This is a genomic window from Paenibacillus foliorum, from assembly GCF_013141765.1.
Classification (GTDB): domain Bacteria; phylum Bacillota; class Bacilli; order Paenibacillales; family NBRC-103111; genus Paenibacillus_S; species Paenibacillus_S foliorum.
The window spans coordinates 108,631-131,524 of record NZ_WHOD01000101.1 but is presented as its reverse complement, the minus strand read 5'-3'; the positions used below and the strand labels follow the sequence as shown (position 1 = coordinate 131,524).

The following is a 22,894-nucleotide window of genomic DNA, read 5'->3' as shown; positions in this document are numbered from 1 at the left end:
GCGATCAAGACATCGAGCAACACAGGCGTTATTGCGCTTGATGGAACGATAGTTCCTACAACTGCAGACACAACCGTGAATCTCGTATTGGAGGTAACGAGAACATCCGATAATTCCAAAGCGAGTACCGTAAGCATTGCAGTAGTAGTACCTGCAAAAAGCGTAGTTCAACAAACAGCAGCAGAAGTAGCCGGTGCCATTAAGACAATTACAGCACCAGCGAAGGATGTTGCTGCAATAACACTGCCACCAGTACCGGCAGGCTTCACCGTAGCGATCAAGACATCGAGCAACACAGGCGTTATTGCGCTTGATGGAACGATAGTTCCTACAACTGCAGACACAACCGTGAATCTCGTATTGGAAGTAACGAGAACATCCGATAATTCCAAAGCGAGTACCATAAGCATTGCTGTAACTGTGCCTGCAACTCCTGCAACGGATATCCAATTGAAAGAAATTGAGTATAACTATGTTAGCGATATATCAGGAGACGTAATTAACGTTACATCAGGCGACACCTATATTTATACCGTCGATACAGATGAAGGTAAAGGTCTTACCACATTAACAATAAAAACAGTGGAGGAACTACTCAATCAAATCACTTCTAAAACTTCTACTCCTCAAACCTATGTGGTCAAGGGTGCAGGTGGTACTAAACTGTTGACTGATCCCCTAGCACAGGGTGATATTTTAACTGTAAGTGCAGGGCAAGCTTCTCACGATTACACAGTAAATGTCATAAAAGGCGCGTTAAGAGGTAAAATGCAGCTAATAAATAGCGTAATTACTGCAAATACAAAATCTGACGTTGTTTTGAATTTCTTTGCAGGGATGAGAAGTCCGGCAACAGAGGTTGTACTTAAGGTTCCAAAGGGAATTGGTGCAACTATGGATAACACATCAGTAAACGTCATTGGCCGTGGGAAAGTTAAGCTTTCGGGACTCGCGACACAATCTATAGGTAGAGTAGGTGCGGGATACCGATTCCAACAGGTGGGTACTGTTGATATTGTTAACAATACGGATGGAAGCCAGGTCATTACATTTAAGGGACTTGATCTAAGACCGGCCAATGGAGCAGATCTTCAAATTACCATTGAGGGTGTGACAATAGAAGCGGGTAGCTATGGATTTGAAGCTTCCTACAAGACATCTGAGCCGGAAGTAGTAACAAGCCCAACGGTTGCAGTAAGTTTAAAAGCGGTAAATACAATTAGCAACTTTAATCGAATATTGGATAAGAGCCTCACTTATAAGGAAAGCAGTGACACTTATACCAAGGCAAAGTTCAACTGGAGTGCTGCTAAGAGTGCCACTTCCATTAAGTTGATGCAATCAACAGATAAGGGAGTAACATGGACAGTAAGCGATGCTGCAACTGGTGCACAAAGTGAAGTAGTGGAGGTTGCAAACCTTACTCCGAATACCGAGTATTACTTTAAGCTTGGAATTACTGGCGGAGTGAATGCGGGAGATTCTAATATTGCAAAATTGTATACAGGTAAATTCAATGCCAAGCTGATGGGCGCCAAGGGCGATGGTAAGGCTGATGACACACAAGCCATTAATGATGCCATTTTGTATCTGAATTCTTTAGGTGGTGGTACGCTGCTGTTTGAAGATGGCACTTTTAATGTGAGAACCGTTCATCTTCAAAGTAATGTATACCTTTATATCAATAAAGATGCGACCCTAGCTGCTCTAAAAGGTGGCGATGCTCCGGAGACAACTTATTTCTCCGATAAAGGATATCGTTCTGGTACTTCCGCAACGTCAACAGGACCTTACAAAGATCCTGAAAATTACTTAACCAAGCAAGACGTAGGTCATCATTACTTTAGGAATAGTATGTTTTTTGGTGAAAGACTAGATAATTTCAAGATTATTGGCAATGGTAAAATAACAGGAAATGGAAATTTACAGACTAGTGACGCGGTAATGAATAATGCTCCAGACAGTCGTACAGACAAGATGGTTACCGTTAAGCTAAGTACAAACTTCGAATTTGGCGGTTTGGATAATGGGCTTGACCTGTGGTACGAAGAGACTAATTCACCCACGACTGATGAACCCTATTATATTCAAAGCATTGATGCTGATGGCAAAAATGAAGTCAAACAAAGAGACATCAGTAATATGCTCAAGGTTGATAGGTCAGGACATTTTGCTATGCTGGCAACCGGTACAGATTATATCAATACACATGACTTTTATTATGATAAGGGTAGTGGTGGCGGTGCCAGAGATGTTTTTGACTATATGCAAAGCAGCTATGTTACAGCCAGAAATATTTATGCCAAAGGTACTTCGGATGATATTGTAAAGCCAGGCAGTGACTCCTCACTAGGCTTTACAAGACCTGCAACTAATTATTTCGTTCGTAATATTATCGGAGACACCAACTGTAATCTATTCCAAATCGGTAGTGAAACCGTAGACGATATTAAAAATGCCTATGTGGACAATATTTATGTACTAGCAGGAAATAAAGCAGGATTTTCTATTTCCACTAATGATGGCGGTCATATCGAAAATATTTATTTGAATCATGGTCAGACAGGTCCAATACACCATAAGTCAGAAATGAGACGTACACGGGCACCTTTCTTTATTTCTATTTCAAATAGGGGACGTGTTATTGGCGGCGACGCTAAAAGAATGGTTTTCATGGAAAACGGTGTACAGAGAGATGAACTGTTAAGCACCAATGTAAACATCGGATATGTAAAAAATGTTTACATTAAGGATGTTAGTATTGAAGAGGTTTATCAAGGAAGTCAATATGGTGATCCTTCCAAGAGATGGAAACCGTATAATGGGAATTCTACAACTAAAGCAACGCCGATCATTGCGGGTTACAAGGTGGGTGAGGGTGGCCCCATATTGCCGGACGGACGTAACATTGGCTATATTGAGAACCTTAACTTTGAAAATGTCGATGTTTTAGTAAAGGGTGGCAATAGCTTCGCTGATTCAGAAGTTAGTCCTCCAGAGTTGGGTGTTGGTAAATATAACGTCTCAGACATTGGGGAACAACCATCCTATGGCTTCTGGGCTAGACATGTTGACGGTCTTACTTTTACAAATGTCACTACAAACTTTGAAAAAAATGATGATAGATATGCAATCGTGTTGGATGATGTTAAAAATGCTACCATTGATAACTTGAAAATGGTCAGCGGGACTGGAAATCCAAATGTTATACAGCTAAAGAATGCCAGCCATATAACCGTTAAGAATTCTTCTTACTACAAAAATACATGGGGCAATGAGCTTACTTCTCTTGCAGCCCTGAACAATGTAACGGTGACAAGCAAGCAGACATATCCGAATATGAAGGTGCAAGACCCGCACAGTACATCGATACAATTGAAAGTGGCCGGTCATCCTAATCTAACTAATTTGGATAAAGTGACCAATGTAATTACGGCAACTTTGGGAACTACGGTAGCCGATATTATTGGCCAATTAGAATCAACGGATGAGACGGTACAGACTTACTCAGTTACTGATTCGTCTAGTGCAGCGAAGAATACAGGGATGCTGGAGACGGGAGACATTCTCGTTGTAACCGCTCAAGATGGGACAACAAAGAAAAATTATAGCATTGTTGTTCCGCTCGAAATTTTGGTGGAAGGCGAGTCACAGTTAAATTCAGTTGGAAAAAGCATTGCTAGCATTACGACTTCAACCTCTTCAACCAATGGAATTAGCTATCTTCAAACGAATGCTGTGCCAATCGGAGAGTGGATTGAATTCAGTATTCCGGTTCCTTCGGCGGGCACCTATAATGTGTCTTATCAATATAAGACCAACACGACTGGAAGGGCTGCCGTTCAGGCGTATGTCAACGGAGAGTCCAAGGGCTCACCTGTCAACTTTAATAATACGACAGCCAATCTATTTATTCCGGTAGATCTAGGTCAGGTGACATTGGCGGCTGCAGGCAGCTATCCAGTAAGATTTGTTGCAACTAGCGCTGGCTCGATCGTCATCGACTACATCAAGTTTACAAAGCTAACAGTAACCGCGCCGTCGTCAAGCAACACGGATATTCAGCTGAAAGCCACGCATCCGAATGTATCGGCCGTCAATACGGTGAATCATACAATTACAGCTGTAAACGGCACTACCGTAGCACAGATCCTTGCACAGATAAGCTCTACAGACAATTCGGCACAAAGTTATGTCGTAACGGATGCCAGCAGTGTTGTAAAAGGTTCGGGAGTTCTTGTTAGCGGGGATAGATTGGTCGTCACAGCGTCTGATGCAACGACGAGTGCAGCCTACACCATCACTGTAGCCCTGAGTACCGACACCAACATTCAGTTGTCGTCAAGTCACCCGAGTGTGACAGCCGTTGATAATGCGGCAAAAACCGTTAACGTAGCTTCCAACGCAACAGTAGCGGATATCAAATCTCAAGTTGTATCATCCGATGGCTCGATGCAAACCTATTCTGTTACAGATGCCGGCAACGCCGCAAAAAGTTCGGGTGCGCTTGTCACAGGTGACAAATTGGTCATAATGGCGGCGGATGGAGCTACTCAAGTTACTTATACGATCAATGTCGCACCAGCTGCCAACAATTCGAATGTCAATTTGCAGCTGAATGCAGGCAATACTACAGTCATAGCCGTAAATAACACAGACCGTAGAATTGCGACATCAGGCACTGCTACAGCTATTACAACTATAGCAGGCCAGTTGAAATCAACAGACGGAACAGCTCAAACGTATACGATTACAAATGCAGCCGGAGGTGCGCCTAAACTGAACGCAGTGAATGGGGATAAGCTAGTCGTAACTGCTGCAGACGGAACGACAACGGCAACTTACATTCTTACAATTGCAGCCTTGCCTGCAAGCACTTATGCTCAGGTGAAAGCAGCAGGACATCCTCATGTCGTAACAGTATATAATTCAGATCGAACCATTATTGCTAAAACCGGCATAACCGCAGCTAATCTTTTGGCTGAGATTGAATCTTCAGACGCCTTGACGCAGACCTATTCCGTAACGGATGCAGTCTACACAGTTAAGACTGGAAATACGCTTCTTCATACAGGAGATCTATTGAAGGTAACGTCCCAGGATGTGTCGGCAAGTGTGTATTATACCATTTACGTAGCGGACGTACTTTACGATATAGACCCAGCTGGTACCTATACTACGTCTAACAGTAATGCTAAGACCTCTGGAGCTGATGATACAGCTGGCAATCATGACCGAAATAGTGCAGTAAATAATACGCACATGCAGGTGAGTTTTCCAGCAACACCAGCCAATCAATACATCGAGTTTACGATTAACGTTACTGCAAACGGTACCTACGATGTGTTGTTTGGTTCCAAGAAAAGTAGTTCGGGTAGAACTACGATGCAACTAACTGTCGATGGAGCTACCAGTGTGGGCTCGGTAAATGAGGTTGTTGCAACGACGGCCCTTCAAGGGATGTACCTAACCAATGTTGGAAGCATTAACTTAACCGCAGGCAGCCACACGTTCAGGTTTACTGTTGCAGGTGCTGCAAGTGGTCAATCCTTCGATTTTATTGGCCTCACTAAAACTAACTAAGTGCAACCAAACGATGGACAAAAATCGCAAAAAAGAGAAGTAGGGATTATCCCTGCTTCTCTTTTTTTAATAAGTGATTTTTCAACCGTTGGCACGGTCCTTTTTATATAGAAGAGGCTTTTTGATGCCATTTAACTGTTAATCATCTTAAACACTCTGATAATGATATTTGATTCTCTATAAAGCTTAACTATCTTAAAATTAAACTATAGAAGCGGATTAAGTAAAATTCGAAACACTTGAAGTGGAGGAAACCCAGTGAGTACAAATCAATCAACCGTTGTAAACCGGGCGGTCGTAAGAAAACAGAAGCAGCGCATTCAGTGGTTGCCTTACATCCTGATCGCGCCGGCGATTGTCCTGATTATTGTCTTTTTGTTCTACCCCGTCGGGAATGTATTTTATTTCAGCTTGCAGAGATTTAATCCTGCGAAAGCTTACGAGAATGGATTTATTGGGCTCGACAATTTCAGAGCTATCTTCACATCTGACAAATTGTTTTTTTCAACCTTGTGGGTCTCGGCTAAATGGGTGTTCGTCGAGGTTGTTCTCCAGCTCATATGCGGGTTGGGAATTGCACTCATGCTGAATCAAGCATTTAAATTCCGTGGATTATTCAGATCAGCAGCGATATTGCCGTGGGCCATTTCAGGGGTTGTAACCTCCACCTTGTGGCAAATCTTATTTAACGAACAAATAGGGCCGCTCAACGATATTTTTCTGAAACTAGGCCTTATCGAGCATAAAATTGCTTGGCTCTCTGAGGTACACACGGCATTTCCTGCAATTGTAACAGCTGAATTATGGAGAGGCATACCTTTCTTCACAATCGCATTGCTCGCTGGTTTGCAAACAATCCCTGGTGATTTGTACGAGTCAGCAGTGGTGGATGGAGCGGGACGATGGAAATCCTTCATCCATATTACACTCCCGTTTTTGAAAACGACCATTATATTAACGACACTGCTGCGAGCGGTATGGGAGTTTAATAACGTCGATTTAATATTTGTAATGACTAACGGGACAGGCGGACCTATTGATTTAACGACTACACTCCCGATGTACATCGTCAAGCAGGCGATTGTCGCGCAAGACTTTGGTTATGGTTCAGCTCTGACTGTAATTGGCTTTATCATACTGCTCCTGTTTGCAGTGTTCTACTTGAAATTAAGCGGATATGGAAAGGAAGAGTAAGTATGAGAAACACACAAACCATAAAAACAGCTCCAATTCTTCCTAGGATAATGGAAAAAGCATTCCTCTTGTACATACCGATGCTTCTGGCAATGGTGTTCACGTTATTTCCCTTATTCTGGGCGCTTGTCACCGCATTTAAGAGGGAGAGTGACATTACTAAGCTCCCCATCAAGTATTTGCCACTGCCCGCTACCTTTAATAACTTCTTGATCGCATGGAATAATGTAGGTTTCTCCAAGTATTTCATCAACAGCTTAATAGTTGCAGCTTTGACCGTATTAATCGTGCTTGTTTGCTCAATTCTGGTCGGTTATGCGATCAGTCGATTTAAATTCAGAGGCAAAAAGCTGTTCATGTTATTGCTGTTATGTACGCAGTTCATTCCAGGGGCAATGCTTCTTATTCCCATGTTCGAGATTTTCAGAGCTTTGCATTTAACTAGCAATTTAATGGCGTTAGTCATTATTAACAGCACGTTCCAGCTTCCCTTCAATGCTATATTGATGAGTGGCTTTATCTCGAACATTCCTGAGCAGCTAGAAGAAGCGGCGATGGTGGATGGATGCAGTCGCTTGAAATCTGTATTCCTAGTCGTATTCCCTATCCTTATGCCAGGTATTGTAGCAACCATGGTTTACACCTTTATAGGTTCGTGGAACGAATTCTTATTTGCTCTCATGTTAATTAGTAAAAAGGCGCTCTTTACATTGCCGGTTGGGCTTCGATATATGCAGGGTGAATATGACATTCAATATGGTGCATTGGCTGCGGGAAGCGTAATTGCTTTGTTGCCAGCGGCAATCTTGTTCGCCTATGTTCAAAAGTTTTTGGTGCAGGGTATAAGTGCAGGAGCTGTAAAAGGGTAGTAGGGCTGAACTAATTCTCTGCTCGAGTCTTTATTCGAAAAGGGATTTAGCATATATTAATATTACTAAGGAGATGTTAACATGTACAAAAAGGGTCTTAAAATGTTAATGGTAATGGGCTCAGCTTTATCATTGACTTTATCAGCATGCAGCACCGGTGGCTCAACTCCCATTGATAAAACGCCAGCACCAACGACAACGCCACCAGCCCAAACCTCCAAACCGGCAGAAAATGTGAAAATTACATTTTGGGATGAGAACCCTGGCCCGAACCGAACTCCTTTTTATGAAGAACTTATTAAGCGGTTCCAAGCAAAGAATCCGAATATCCAAGTTGAATATGTGGGAATCCCTGCAAGCGGTGCCAAACAAAAGTACGATGTTTCCATTGCGGCCAACGATATGCCTGATGTTGCTGGTATCAATATGGTATGGTTATCTGATTTTGTGGCTAAGGGAGCTGTACAAGAACTCGATCCGTATTTTAAGGATTGGAGTGATAAAGACAAAATTGCTTCGAATATAGTTGAGTTCGATCGAGGCTTAACTGCGGACAAAAAACTGTATTATCTGCCGCATACGATGTTTCTGGACATCCTCTGGTATCGAACGGACTGGGTAAAGGATGCAGGATTGAAAGCGCCAACAACCTGGGAAGACTTCTTCACCGATGTTGACAAGCTGACTGATATCAAAAACAATCGTTACGGATTCAGCATTCGAGGAGGTTCAGGAAGCATCAATCAGCTAACCTCTATGATTTATGCCTATTCCGGTATCGGTGAATACTTTACGCCGGATGGCAAAGCTACGGTTAGAGATCCGAAAATTACCGAATTTTTGAATAAATATGTGGCTCTATATAAAAAGAATACTCCAGTAAGTGACATTACGAACAGCAATAAAGAGATGAACGCAACGTTTGACACAGGTACTACGGCTATCATTCAACATAACTTTGGCTCTTATAATGACCATGTAACCAATCTTGGTAACGGCAAATTTGCAGGTGTTATTCCACCCAAAGCGGGTAATGGCAAAAGAGTCGTAGTTCCGGTTGCAAACGGATTAGTGATGTTTAAAAACTCTAAGCATCCTCAGGAAGCATGGAAGTTCTTAAGCTTCTTAATGAATGCAGACAGTCAAACGTATTGGAACCAAAATATTGGTCAAATGCCTACCAACACCGATTCACTGAAAAGCGACTACGTGAAAAACACGCAGCATATTCAACAAGGTGCAGAAGTGCTGGCTGATAAAGAAACGATTGCCTTAAGTCTTCCTTCCCATCTGCCGGATTACACGAAGATTACGACTCAACAGCTTGAGCCTGATTTCCAAAGAGTGCTTACAGGTAAAATGAGCGTTGACGAATTCGTAAAAGGCTGGGCTACTTCGATGGAAAAAGCGAAAGCTGATTATGATGCTGCTATGAAAAAATAAGCAAGATACATTCATTGCATTTGGGGCGAGCGAGCATTCGCTCTCCCTGAATGTTGTATTTAGGGGGAGGATCCTTGTGCCGGTATTTCGTTCATTAAAATCAACGATCCTTTGGTTATTTGTCCCCATCATCATTGTATTTGTACTGGTTACAGGTACAATCTCTTTTATGCTGGCTTCACAGCAGCTGGAAGAAAACGCATTCACCAACTTGAACGACACGATTGCTCAAACGAAAAGCTTGTTAAACGATAAATTAACCGCTTTTATTGCAGAGCTAATAGGTCTTGAAAATAAATCCGAATGGCTTTCCATTATGAAAAAGACAGATGATCCAGAAGTTTCTTTAGAGCCAGAGGATTACATATTTATGAATAAAGCATTCGACTCTTATTTTGAACGTTATTCTATGCTGGATTCGGTTTTGTTCTATTACAATGAAGGACGAGTATCTCTGTACAAACAAAATTCTGCAAGTTCAACCGTCAATATTTCTTTAGATGATTACAGTGAAAAATTAGAAAGCGAGCGCCTCTCCGTAATTAAATGGCTTAATATACATGATGAAGACAGATTGCTTACACCTCAAGTGATCAGTGTATACCGCATGTTTGGCAAAGATAAATCACGGACAAATGGTATTTTCATGATGAATTTGAAGAGCCGCTTTTTTTACGATTTGTTGAATAATGCCAAGATCAGTACAAATGGTTATTTATGCATCGTAAGCTATGATGGGGTTATGAGCTTTAAAAATGTAGCACATCAATACAACGTTGAAGACTCGGTTCTGCAAAGGGAACTAATGATAGCTGAAGCACCCTCAGGGCAAATCAATATCACGAATAAATACGGTGAAAAAATGCTGATTGTTTACGATACGCTAAGCCTTAATAAATGGAAGATCGCTGCCATTGTGCCGGAAAGCGAACTCTTTAATAAGGTGAATTCTATTGGATTGGTGATCGTTACAGTGATGCTGCTGGTGATTGTATTCGCCGCAGTTCTGTCCAATATCGTAGCTCATATCATCACCAAACCTCTGATTAAATTAACGCATACAGTGAATCGGATTGAAGATGGGAATCTAACCATTCGGTACAACACGTTCCCTTCAAATGAAATAGGCGTACTGAGCAGAGGGATCCAGGAGATGATGCTCAGAATCAATAATTTGTTAAAAGAAGTAAAGGAAGAACAGGAGAAAAAGAGATCAGCGGAGCTGGCTGTTCTGCAGTCACAGATTAAACCGCATTTTCTATATAATACGTTGTACTCGATTAAACAGCTTTGTGAAATGGAAGAAAATAAAGATGCCGGTGAAATGGTAACGGCTTTATCTAACTTTTATAGAATTAGCATTAATAAAGGGAATGAAATCATCCCCATCTCCCAAGAAATCGAGCACATCCGAAATTATTTGTACATTCAGCAGATGCGTTATGGCGAAGATTTTATCTATGAGATCGATATGGAACCGGACATTATGAGCTGTAATATTGTTAAGCTGACTTTACAGCCTTTAGTTGAAAACGCTATCTATCATGGCATGAAGCAAAAACGCGGACAGGGCTTGATACGTATCTGGGGGCAATTGGACAATCAGGAGGTACGGCTATATGTGGAGGATAACGGCAAGGGGATGTCAGAAGAAGATGTGAGAGCGATTAATCAAAGCTTAGGAGAGGAAGAAAATAGCGGGAGCATGCTCGGCTTTGGTACTGGTAATGTAAATAAACGGCTGCAGCTTAACTACGGGACATCATATGGCCTTGAATACGAGAATAAACCTGGTGGCGGTATCATCGTGATGATAAGAATCCCATTTTATGGATAACAAGACGGGGGGCTCTGATGATGAAAGTTGTAATCGTGGATGACGACAGCATTATTCGAAAAGGCTTATCACGTACGATCCCTTGGGAACAGAACGGATTTACACTCGTCGGTTCGGCTAGAGATGGTGAGGAAGCCTTGAGTTTGATAGCTGAAATGCGGCCCAATCTCCTACTAACGGATATCCGAATGCCCTTTATGGATGGTTTTCAATTGACGGAGGCTGTTAAAGAGAGGTTCCCGGATATGAAAATTATTATGTTGACCAGCTTTGATGAGTTTGAGCTTGCGCATCGGGCGCTGAAATTAAAGGTTTTCGATTATTTATTGAAGCCTGTCGATACAAAGCAACTATTGGATACGGCGAAAAGAGCGATGGCTGAGCTTGAATATGAGAACGAAATGAAGCGCAAGGTCATTGAAGGCATGCCGCTGCTGCGACAAAGATTTTTGGAAAAGTTAATTAAAGAGAACTTATCTGAGGATGAAATTCGTTCCCATAGCGAGTTTCTGAATTTTAGGCTGCCAAGAGCGAAATATGTTGTTATTTTATTAACAGCTGACGATTATAGCTACCCTGATTATCAGAACCGCTTTGGTAAAGAAATGCTGAAATACTGCATATTGAACGTTGCCGAAGAAACGGTGCTCAGAGATTATAAGGGAATTGTTTTCGATTCGGAAGATGGGGAGATTGTCATCATTTATTATGGAAATGGAGAACAGGATCTGATTGAGCAGATCACATTACAAATCGCAGAGACGATTCGAGTTAACGTAGAAAAATATTTAAAAACCACGGTCACAGTCGGTATCGGTTTTACTTATGACAATCCTGGTGACATTTCTCGGTCTTACCGTGACGCGAAGGCGGCTATTGAATTTCGGCATATGATTGGCACGAACAGGGTGTTAACAGTTGGCGACACGGGCCTTCCTCCCACATGCTCAACGGAAATCCTATTAAACGGAATAGAGAACGAGCTTGTTATGAAAGTAAAGCTTGGGTTGGTACGAGAAGCCCATGATATACTGGATAACATCGAACAAAAGGTGCTCGAAATAAAATTCGTGTCATTGGTGCAAGTCCGGTTGATCGGAATTGAGATAAGTCTTCTTATGTACAAAGAGTTGGAAGAGATGGTGAAGCGAAATGTGAAGTTCAAGGATAGTCTTGAATCCTTCCACACTTACTATAATGAGCTAGAACGGTTTCAGACCGTTCAAGAGATCTTCGATTCCATTCGTCAATTGACGGACCGATTCATAGACATTACGAACCGCCAACGCGAGATTCAAACCAAAAGTATGGTTCATAACGCAATCGACTATATCGAGAGCCATTATTCAACAGAAGGGCTATCGCTTCAAGAGGTCGCTCGCTTCGTACATATCAGTCCGACTTATTTGAGTATTCTTTTCAAGAAGGAGAAGAATATTACCTTCAGTGATTTTCTGTTGCAGATTCGCATGAAAGCAGCCACCGAATTGCTTCGAATAAGCGGTTTGAAATCCTATGAGGTAGCGGAGAAAGTCGGGTACAGCAATCCTCAATATTTCAGTCAATGCTTCAAGAAGTATACCGGGTTCTCACCAACTGATTATAAAAATAACGTTCATTGAATCAAAGGGCAATCGGGATTCCGGTTGCCTTTTTGTTGTGCATTCCTGATTAAAAATCCAATATCAAATATGGTAAAAACTTAATATATATTATCTATAAAAACCAAACCTTATTTCTATATTTCACACATTGTAAGGGTTACCATAAAAAGTGATAATGAATATATTCCAGTAAACAAACGAGGGGGATAAACAATGAAAAAGAAGCATATAGCATTTCAAGCAGTTCTTGCAAGCTCACTTGCGATCAGCCTTAGCGCATGCGGAGCAGGAGCGGGAGACGGGAAAACCGGCAGCAGTACGCCAGCAGCCACTCCGGCAAGCGGCGGCGGGGTGCAGGAGAAGAAGGCTGAGAACATCACCATCACGTTTCAGAACATCTATCCCGATCCAACCGATCCAAAGAATGGGATGTTGAAGAAAATTGTGAACGATTATCAATCGAAAAATCCGAATATCAAGATTGAGCTGGACTCGCTAAATACAGACCAGCAAAAGCTGAAGCTCAAAACACAAGCAGCGTCTAAGGAAGTACCTGACATTACTATTGTTAACCCATCGGCTCAGATGAAGCCGTTCGTCGATGCGGGACTGTTTGCCCCGCTGAACGACATGGTGGCACAGAACGGCCTGAAGGACACGTTCCAGAGCGGCATTCTAGATTGGTATACGTTCAACAACAATCTTTACGCACTGCCTGACGGCAACAACATCGCGGTCGTTTACTATAACAAGGAGCTGTTCAAGCAAGCAGGCGTCGAGGTACCTAAAACCTTCGAAGAGATGGTTGATACGGTGAAGAAGCTGAAGGATAAAGGCATCCAGCCGATGGCGATAGGGGAAAAGGATTCTTGGACCGGTTCCTTCCTGTTCATGAACGTCCTGCTTCGCACCAATAGCGGCCCCGGCTTTCTGAAGGATGTCGTGGATGGCAAGAAGACCTTCCAAGACCCTGTTTTCACTGATGCAGTAACCAGCTTCCAGAATCTGATCCAAGCGGGAGCTTTCCAGGAAGGGGCCACCTCCTTCGACTATAATGCAGGCGAGAACCTGTTCAAAACTGGTAAAGCCGCCATGTACTTTATGGGCAGTTGGGCTACCGGCGGTATCGAAACCTCGTCGGTTAACGGCAAGGTAGGCGTGTTCAAGTTCCCAACGGTTAATGGCAAAGGGAATCCAGATGAGTTCATGCTTGCTCCGGGCAGCGGATTCGCAATCTCTGCCAACAGCAAGCATCTCAAGGAAACGAAGGAGTTCCTCAACTACTTCATGTTGAACTTTCCGAAGGAAGCATTCGCCGTGAAGGGCGCAGTCGGCTTGGCACAGAAGGTCGATGGAGACTTCAAGGCAGCCGGTTATTCCGAAATGGCCATGGAGGTGCTAGGTCTCTTCAAGCAAGTGAAGGGCGGCGATCTGGCCTTCGATAACACGATGAATCCGGGAACGGCACAAGGTCATTTAAGCAGCATTCAGAACTTGTTCGTGCAAAAGAAAGTACCTGCGGATGTTGCCAAAGAGCATCAAACTGCCTACGAATCCAACAAAAAATAAACCTGCAGTCGAATCGGAATTTATCTTCTGCCTATGAGGTGAGGAGGTAAGTTCCGATTGCAATTCATAAGGAAGGAGGCCAAACAAAGTGAAGGTACTGCGAGTCTCCAAATGGACGATAGCCGCATTCGTGCTGCCATGCTTGTTGATCTATATAAGCCTTGTGTTCGTTCCAATCCTCGTATCCTTGTACAGCGGCTTGCTGGATTGGAACGGGATTGGCGAGTCCAAGTTCGTAGGCTTGGAAAATTTTCGTACTTTGTTGTCTGCGGACCCGGTATTCTGGCCTTCCGTGCGCCGAACGCTGATGTTTGCCGTGTTTTCTATGGCAGAGATACCGGTTGCCCTATTCGTGGCCATTCTGCTCAACCGATTCATTAAGAAGCCGAATTTTTGGGTCGCCAGCTATTTCCTGCCGGTAATCCTGTCGGTAGTCATCATTGGCCAGCTGTGGAAGACAATCTATAATCCCGCTGCTATGGGCGGAATGCTGAACCAGGTGCTGGATATGCTGAATCTGCATAGTTGGACAAGATCGTGGCTCACGGAACCTGCTATAGCTATGAACGCACTCTACTTCGTTGCCTTGTGGCAGTATTTGGGCTATCATACGCTGATTCAGTTCACCGGCATTCAGAATATTCCGGCCGATATTTATGAAGCGGCCCGCATCGATGGAGCCGAGGGGCTGAAGGCAGATTGGCACATTACGTTCCCTATGAATATCCCAATCTTCAAAATCTCGATCGTTCTTGCCTTCATCGGCTCCCTGCAAGCCTTCGATATGGTGATGGTCATGACGGGAGGCGGACCCGCGCATGCAACGGATGTGATCTCAACGCACATGTATAACATGTCGTTCCTATCGATGAAATACGGCTACGGTAGCGCCGTCGCGGTCTTTCTGGTCGTATTGTGCCTGATTTCTACCGTTTTCATCAATACAATATTCACCCGATTGGAAAACAAATTCTCGTAAGAGGGGAGTGTTATTAATCATGCAGGCAGCGCCAGGCACCGCTTCTGTACAACCGGCCATCAGAGTGAGCCGCAAGCGCCTCTCTTTCGTGAAGGTTATTGTTCTGCTCTTCTTGTCCATACTCGTCGTAACTCAGATATACCCCCTGCTCTGGCTTTTTCTCTACTCGATGAAAAGCAATGAGGAGATTCTGTCAGGCGCATTCTTCGCCCTGCCGGCTTCTCCGCAGTGGAAAAATTTTACGGATGCCATTGAGTCGGGACATTATTTCCTATATCTGAAAAATAGCCTGTTCGTGACCACCGTTACACTGGCAGGAGTGCTGCTGCTCAGCTCGCTGGCATCGTTCGCAATTAGCCGGTTCCGCTGGAAGTATGGTCAGGCGGTTATGGTCATTTTTCTCATCGGATTGATGATCCCGCTGCAAGCGACTCTGCTGCCGTTAATGATCATCTTCAAGAACTTGAATATTCTCAACACTCATCTGTCGCTCATTCTGCCGTATATCGCTTTCCAGACCCCGATTGCGATCTTCATTTTGAGCGGGTTTATGAAGTCGATACCCAATGAGATCGAAGAATCGGCCATCATGGATGGCGCAGGGGTGCTGCGCATTTTCCTAAACATCCTGCTGCCGATCTCGGTGCCTCCGATGATGACGGTAAGCATTCTGACCTTCATTAACATTTGGAACGAATATATTCTGGCTGCTACATTCATATCGTCGGAGAGGCTGAAGACCCTGCCGTTCGGTGTGAATAGCTTCGTCAGCCAGTATTCGGTCAGCTATGGAGCGATTGGTGCATTTCTTGTGCTGGGGGCGCTGCCGGTCATCATCATCTATTTTCTGTTAGCTGACAAAATTACAAAAGGGATGGTAGCGGGAGCGGTGAAAGGTTAATTTGCCGCCCTCCCTTTTTTTGTTCTCTATGATAAAATATCGTATAGAGCATGACGAAAGGGGATCACGATGTGACACGCGGACTGAATTCCATTCATAATCGCTTATTTCTACTATTCCTGACTTGCATGCTGGTCTTGCTGTTCATTGTGAGCTTCTTGTATTACCAGAAAACGACGGAAATCATTCATGGGAAAATCAACGATTTGGCTGAAAAAAACATTTCTCAAACCGTCGGCCTGTTCGATCTCTTGCTGCAAGGCTATGATAGCGTAACCAAAGCGCTGAACAGCAACTACGAAATGCTGCGGTTGATTGAGAGCCGCGATGCGAACAAGGACCCGGACATTAGCTTCATTAACGAAAGAACGATTACTAATATAATTGGCGCCATCTATTATTCACGGGATGATATCGTCGGCATCCACATCATTACCAACGCAGGCAAAAACTACAGCTATGAGCGGCGCTTTGCAGGGGTCTTGGATGCCAACTATTCCAGTTCCCCCTGGTATCAGAAGCTTGTTGATTCTTCGGGCGAGATGGTCTGGCTCGGCATCTTTCCGGGCTCGGTTATCAACCGGTTCAGTGAGGACCCTGTGTTCGTATTCGGGCGCAAGCTGTACGATCTGACCGACCATCGTATGATTGGTGTCATGCTGATCGAGACGAATCCTGGACCGATATTGGATGCACTTTCCAATGTGACGATCAGTCCGAACAGTCGGGTGTATATCGTTGACAGTGCAGATAGAATGATCGCTTCCACGGAGAAGGATCAGATTAAGCTGCCTTCCTTCAGTGGTCTACCACGCCCGCAGGCGGACCATATTGTTATCGACAATCGGACGGATCAGCTGATTGTAGCGGCCAAAGCTAAGCTGTCGGACTGGACTGTGTTCGGTCTTACACCCAAAGAGGACATCAATGCGGAGGTCATAGAGACAAGGGACTATCTCTTTCTCGTAATTATAGTACTTGTGATTGGCTCGACAGTATTGGCTACGATAGTTTCCCGCAGTATGTCCTCGCCGCTCAAGCTGCTCATTCGCGAGATGAGGCAGGTAGAGATGGGGAATTTCAAGGGCTTAGTGAACGTAAGGTCATTCGATGAAATCAATGTTCTTGTAGCTTCTTTCAACCGAATGGTGCATAGAATGGATGAACTGATCGAACGGATAACTATGGCTTCCATCAGCGAAAAGAACGCGGAGCTGCAAGCGCTGCAGTCTCAGGTGAACCCGCATTTTCTTTACAACACGCTCGACATGATTTACTGGATGCTTGATGAGCGGGAAAATGACAGGTTAGGGCGGGTGATCTTGGCTTTGTCGCATATGTTCCGCTACAGCAGTGATTGGGAGGAAGCCTCGAAGACGACACTGCGGCAGGAACTCGAGCAAATGCAGCATTATATGACCATTATTGGGAATCGTCTGGAAGGAAGGGTGCGGACAGAGATTGAAGTGGGCTCTGAGTGGCTGGATGTTCCGCTGCCCAAAATGACCATTCAGCCCATCATTGAGAATGCTATTAAATACGGGCTTGAGCCACTCCACGAGCATTTAGGATTACTGCGCGTGTATACGGAGACCACGGATGTCGAGCTGCGAATTGTCATAGAAGATAACGGCGTTGGCATTCGACAGGAGGTTCTGGACCTAATTCAGGCTTCTCTCCTTAATGATACGGCGCTGACTTCATCAGGGTATCCACATCCTACCGGTCCCCTAGCAGCTGAATCTCCTTCAGGCCGGAACTTACGCTTCGGCGAGATTATAGGCGGGACTTCAGCCCACGGCAATACTGCCGGTATCGCCGCAAGAAAGGTGCGCAGAGGCATTGGACTGACCAATGTACACCGCAGGATTGCATTAATGTTCGGGGAAGCTTACGGACTACAAATCCAAAGTATAGTTGGGGAAGGAACAACGGTAATCATTTCCATGCCGATACCGGGAAAGGAGCCAAGGCTGCATGATTCAAATCCTAATCGTTGATGATGAAACGGTTATCCGCGAGGGCATTCAGCGGACGCTGCTCAATCGTTTTCCCCAGCACCGGATTCACCACGCGGCGAACGCTGAGCAAGCGATTTCGCTGCTGCATGAGCATCGCATCCATATCGTATTGACGGATATTTTAATGCCTGGCATGACGGGACTGGAGCTGATGAACGTCTCCCGCCACCGGCATCCGCATCTCAAATGGGTCGTCATTTCAGCATATTCCGAATTCGCTTATGCTCAGGAAGCTGTTCGTCTAGGGGCTAAGGATTATCTGCTTAAGCCTATCGGCAAAGAAGTGCTCGCTGAGATGATTGAGAAGCTTAGCACGGAAATCATCAAGGAAATCGAACTAACTGAAGAAGCTGAAGTGCTGAAGAAAAACCGCAAATACTTGCAGGAAGCCGTATTTCAGCGTTTTGCAGCTGGACTTGATACAGGACGTATTGACATGCGTTCGATTATTGAACAACATCCTCACTTCCTCCTGATCCTGGTCAAGATGGAGTCCGACAAGCCCGTCCGTCTTGAGAACTTCATCATCGAGAACGTGATGGCCGAGCTGATCGAGCGCTACGGCTGCGGTTTCGTCACCGTCCATGACAGCCAGAGCTTACTCGGTCTGATCACCCTCCAGAACGAGGGGAGTCTGCCCGTGCTGCTGTCGGAGCTGCGCACGCATCTTATTAAGTATTTGAGGGTGCCGTTCCAGATCATGCATACCGAGAGGATCCAGCATTTCGAGGCCGTGCCGGAGGAAGTACAGCGTATGCGTCAAGCTTCGACGATGCAAATCTACGAGCATTATGCTAACGGCGGGGACCGCGCAGTGGAAGTCGCACAACAGTATATCCGCAGCCACTATCAAGAGGATTTGTCGCTGGAGAAGGTGGCGGCTATCGTCTATCTGAATCCGGTTTACTTTAGCCAGCTATTTAAGCAGAAAACCGGTCAAGGCTTCAAGGAATATGTCATTCAGCTGCGGCTGGATCAAGCTAAGCTGCTGTTAGCTAATCCCAAGCTAAAGCTCGTCGACATCGCTGAGCGCATCGGCTACAAGGATATGCGCCACTTTACCCAAGTGTTCCGTAAGAAGTACGGCGTTACCCCTTCGGAATTTCGACAGGGATTCGGTGTCCATTCGTCGGATTCGTGCTAGTACTGAAGTTCGTGTTAGTACTTAAGTACACAGTGAAGTGTAGATGAAGCCTGAGAATGAGCGCTGCTGCGCTTATTTTTTTTGGATCAATTTTCTGATAAAGCGGATATTGCTCCATATGCTGCTGAAAGTATTGCTTTCATGGTCAATGCAGGGATCGTGGAAGGTGCGGGTTCCTATCTGAACCCACATAACAGTGCATCTAGAGCGGAGGCAGCCGTGCTGCTTTACAGAATCATAAGTATGAATCCAAAGAATTAATAGGAATAAGGGCAAGAAGGCAAGAAGTTCTGGGGGGAAATCCACCGAATTTCTTGCCTTTTTTGATCTGTAAGCCAGAATTTACATGTTTTGGGGTGAGCGAAGCTACCCGTTATAACTTTATTAATACTGCGAACCGTTACCTTGATTTCTCTAAATGGGAGAGCAAGCAGAGTCGGAACAGAGTTGGAAAAAGGGGCAGACCAGAGGCGGAACAGAGGCGGAAAAAGGGGCAGAATAGGGGAGGAATGCAAGCTTCTCATTCAAAGGAACACGACTTCAACAACAGCAGCCGTAATTTCATACGTGATTCCTCCTAACGCAGGAACGTATGGGAGTAGACAAGGACCTGAGGCATCCCCTCAGGTTTTTATTCATGTGTTCTTTCGTAATAAGGTGATATATGTAAAATAAAAAAACTTGATTTATTATAGATAATTAAATACAATATCTATATATTAATAAACAAAATACAAAAACATCTACTTAAATAAAATATAAGGAGAGAGCGACATGAACGAGCAAAAACAAAAACGCAAAGAAATTGCAAAGAATTATGTGCAGACTCATCGACCTATGGGGATCTATCAAATAAAAAATAAGGTGAATGGGAAATTATTGATTGGAAGCAGTATGGATTTGAACGGGATGTTTAATCGACATCAATTCTTCTTACAAATGGGTGGGCACTCCAATAAAGAGTTGGAGCGGGAATGGAAAGAGTTTGGCGGAGACAGCTTTTTATTCGAGATTCTCGAACAAATCAAGCCGCGCGAAGAAGTTCTGCAAAGCTTCGATGAATTGAAGAAATATAAAATTGAGTTGGAGGAAATGGAGCAAATGTGGCTGGAGGAGCTACAGCCATACGGAGACCGCGGATATCATAAAAAAACCTTGGATATAGGACAGTCCGCAGGATAGGGGGCGTAGCCTTAGCCTTAGTCTAATAATATGAAAGGAAGTTATTGTTTTGTTGAACAATCGATATGTTAGAACGATCATTTTGTCCCGAGTGCTCTTACAGCTGGGGATTTGGATAAGAAACTTTGCAATCCTTTTGTACGTAACCGATTTGACCAACAACGACCCGCAATATGTGTCGCTCATTTCTGTCGCTGAATTTGCGCCGATCTTTATTTTTGGTATTATCGGGGGGACATTCGCTGATCGATGGAAGCCGAAACGTACGATGGTTTGGTGTGATCTGCTATCGGCCCTATCAGTATTTGTAGTATTGATTTCCCTTATGTATGGATCTTGGTATTCCTTACTACTGGGCACGTTGATTTCTGCTGTTCTTTCACAGTTCTCTCAGCCTTCGGCTATGAAGCTGTTCAAGCAGCATGTGCCCGATGAGAAGCTGCAAGGAGTCATGGCCATGTTTCAATCCCTAATCGCTGTATTTATGGTCATCGGACCGATCCTGGGTACTATTGTCTATCAACAGTATGGGATCGAGATCTCGCTAGCTATAACAGGTGTGATGTTCTTTGGATCTGCAATTGTACTAATGCTGCTTCCTCAAGACTCTGAAGCGTCAAACATCGCACAGACTCACAATTTTAAACAAGATCTGACAGATGGGATTCGGTACCTGTGGTCCAACCGTGTACTCCGAACATTGGGTGCTACCTTTGCCGTTGTAGGATTTGGAGTTGGTTTAATCCAACCATTATCGTTGTTTATTGCTATTGAAAATTTAGGACAGGATAAGCAGTTTTTGCAATGGCTTCTGATGGCTAATGGCGCCGCTATGTTCATCGGTGGAGGCATTGTTATGGGAATTGCCAAGAAGGTGAAGCCGCAAACCTTGCTTGCGACGGGTTTACTTGTCAGTGCCCTTTGCACGGTTGGGGTCGGCTGGTCCACGAGTGTAACGCTAACGCTTATTTTGCAGGTGCTGAATGGATTATTTAATCCTTGCGTTCATATTGGCATTCAGACTCTTATTATGAGAAATACAGAAGCTGCGTTTGTTGGCAGGGTTGGAGGGGCCATTACACCGATATTTATGGGACTGATGGTAATCGGAATGTCTTTGTCCGGCTACCTGAAGGATGCTTTTTCTCTATTTACGATTTATTCCATCAGTGGACTCTTGTTTTTGATAGGTATGCTGCTTTTAGTTCCGCTTTTTCAAAAAACACACCATGTAGTTAACAACAAACAGGAATCGCTGGTTAAATAAACGTGTTCACGCAATATTAGCCTGAAATGGGTTGCTTTTTGCTGCTATCCCTTCCTTTATTCGCTGGTTGAAACGTTAATACGATGACTGCAACAATGATGCAAAAGCTTCCAAGGAGCTGTATCATGTCCATTGGTGTACGCAGGAACACAGTGCCCACAAGCACGGCAGTCAAAGGCTCAGCGCTGCTGAGGATACTTGCCCGAGCAGCCGTTACAAATCGAAGGCTATCCAGAAACAAATAGAATGGGATGATAGTTCCGACTATTACAATAAACAGGAGCAATGAAAATAAGTATAAGGATCCCTGATTCCAATCAAAATACCAGGGAGGACTAAATAAGCTGAGTCCTATTCCTCCAATAACCATGCTCCAGCCAACGACGGGAACCGCCCCCCAAGCGGCCAGCAGTTTTCTAGGATACAAGGTATAGAATGCCGAGGCCAATGCGGATAAAATCCCCCAAACTAACGCTTCAATTGTAATGGAAAGGGAATTTAGAGAGCCGCTTGTGGTCATGAAGAAGATACCTATAAGCGCTAATAGGAATGCTGTCAGCTCTTTGACCCCAGGCATCTTCTTCAAGTGCAAAGAAACAAAGACGATGATAAATACAGGCCCAAGATATTGGAGCAAGGTGGCAGTAGCTGCATTCCCATAGTGAATGGCTGCGAAAAAGGTGTATTGAATGCCTAGCATTCCGATCAAACCGAATATAAGCAAGGTCAACCTGTCCTTTTTATCAGACCATATAGAAAAGGCACTTGCAGTTCCCTTAAATAAACACTGCATCAGGATCATAATAATGCCGGCAGATAATAAGCGAATGGCCACTAACAAGCCTGGTGTTGCTATGAAATGTTGGAAAAATAACTGCGCTGCGATACCGGATAACCCCCAGCAGGTGGCAGCGGTCAAAACCATAATAACCCCTTTGTTTCTCATGCTGAACTCTCCTCTTACTGAAATGCAGCGATAACAAGATCATACACCCTGGGATAACATTAGGGAATATACGAACTGAGCATTAACGAGCAGAAGCTGGCTTCTGTGTGGCAATCTCAATCTTAATAGATGTAAAAAGAAAAGGCTCTGGTCATCGTGACGAGAGCCTTTTTTGCATGAACGCTGATAGTAATTGGCTGTAAAGGGGAGAATAACCAAGCATTTCTAAGTCTTGAGTCAAGTAAAGTCTGATTAATCACGGAATATGGTGGTATGCCGCAGGTGATACATAAACCGGTCTATGTTACACTATTCATCATATAATTTAATACATCATAAAATTATATACATCATA

General features: G+C 44.1%; 15 protein-coding genes. 14 read left to right on the top strand and 1 reads right to left on the bottom strand.

Features of this window, described 5'->3' with window-relative positions; genetic code table 11:
- The first annotated feature begins 75 nt into the window (after positions 1-75).
- The 14 genes from GC093_RS26755 to GC093_RS26690 all read left to right on the top strand — a co-directional run bounded on the left by GC093_RS26755 (position 76) and on the right by GC093_RS26690 (position 21,593).
- Positions 76-5,583, top strand: coding sequence for a carbohydrate-binding domain-containing protein (locus GC093_RS26755; RefSeq protein ID WP_216624831.1), 5,508 nt, complete (start codon positions 76-78; stop codon positions 5,581-5,583).
- A 258-nt stretch (positions 5,584-5,841) separates the two neighbouring features.
- Positions 5,842-6,777, top strand: coding sequence for a carbohydrate ABC transporter permease (locus GC093_RS26750; protein ID WP_171654969.1), 936 nt, complete (start codon positions 5,842-5,844; stop codon positions 6,775-6,777).
- A 50-nt stretch (positions 6,778-6,827) separates the two neighbouring features.
- On the top strand, positions 6,828-7,646 hold the full coding sequence (locus GC093_RS26745) for a carbohydrate ABC transporter permease (RefSeq protein ID WP_171654968.1): 819 nt from the start codon (positions 6,828-6,830) through the stop codon (positions 7,644-7,646).
- Between the two features lie 81 nt (positions 7,647-7,727).
- Complete coding sequence (locus GC093_RS26740; protein WP_171654967.1) at positions 7,728-9,089, top strand: ABC transporter substrate-binding protein; 1,362 nt, start codon at positions 7,728-7,730, stop codon at positions 9,087-9,089.
- Positions 9,090-9,165: 76 nt separating this feature from the next.
- Positions 9,166-10,926 (top strand): sensor histidine kinase, encoded by a 1,761-nt coding sequence (locus GC093_RS36695; protein ID WP_171654966.1) that lies wholly within the window; start codon positions 9,166-9,168, stop codon positions 10,924-10,926.
- Positions 10,927-10,946: 20 nt separating this feature from the next.
- A complete protein-coding gene (locus GC093_RS26730; protein WP_171654965.1) occupies positions 10,947-12,548 on the top strand; it encodes a response regulator in 1,602 nt (533 codons plus the stop codon).
- A 195-nt stretch (positions 12,549-12,743) separates the two neighbouring features.
- On the top strand, positions 12,744-14,099 hold the full coding sequence (locus GC093_RS26725) for an extracellular solute-binding protein (protein WP_171654964.1): 1,356 nt from the start codon (positions 12,744-12,746) through the stop codon (positions 14,097-14,099).
- Positions 14,100-14,187: 88 nt separating this feature from the next.
- On the top strand, positions 14,188-15,078 hold the full coding sequence (locus tag GC093_RS26720; protein WP_171654963.1) for a carbohydrate ABC transporter permease: 891 nt from the start codon (positions 14,188-14,190) through the stop codon (positions 15,076-15,078).
- 19 nt (positions 15,079-15,097) lie between these two features.
- Positions 15,098-15,979 (top strand): carbohydrate ABC transporter permease, encoded by an 882-nt coding sequence (locus GC093_RS26715; protein ID WP_171654962.1) that lies wholly within the window; start codon positions 15,098-15,100, stop codon positions 15,977-15,979.
- 71 nt (positions 15,980-16,050) lie between these two features.
- Complete coding sequence (locus GC093_RS26710) at positions 16,051-17,979, top strand: sensor histidine kinase (protein WP_171654961.1); 1,929 nt, start codon at positions 16,051-16,053, stop codon at positions 17,977-17,979.
- Positions 17,960-19,144, top strand: a complete 1,185-nt coding sequence (locus GC093_RS26705) for a response regulator (protein WP_171654985.1) — start codon at positions 17,960-17,962, stop codon at positions 19,142-19,144. Before GC093_RS26710 ends, GC093_RS26705 begins: the two co-directional genes overlap by 20 nt.
- 81 nt (positions 19,145-19,225) lie before the next feature.
- A complete protein-coding gene (locus GC093_RS26700) occupies positions 19,226-19,405 on the top strand; it encodes an S-layer homology domain-containing protein (protein WP_171654960.1) in 180 nt (59 codons plus the stop codon).
- A 513-nt stretch (positions 19,406-19,918) separates the two neighbouring features.
- Positions 19,919-20,326, top strand: coding sequence for a GIY-YIG nuclease family protein (locus GC093_RS26695; protein ID WP_171654959.1), 408 nt, complete (start codon positions 19,919-19,921; stop codon positions 20,324-20,326).
- Between the two features lie 49 nt (positions 20,327-20,375).
- Positions 20,376-21,593, top strand: coding sequence for an MFS transporter (locus GC093_RS26690; protein ID WP_171654958.1), 1,218 nt, complete (start codon positions 20,376-20,378; stop codon positions 21,591-21,593).
- A gap of 16 nt (positions 21,594-21,609) precedes the next feature.
- On the opposite strand, the gene GC093_RS26685 is transcribed toward GC093_RS26690, so the two are convergent.
- Entirely contained in the window at positions 21,610-22,539 is a 930-nt protein-coding gene (locus GC093_RS26685; RefSeq protein WP_171654957.1) for an EamA family transporter, read from the bottom strand.
- Positions 22,540-22,894 lie beyond the last annotated feature (355 nt).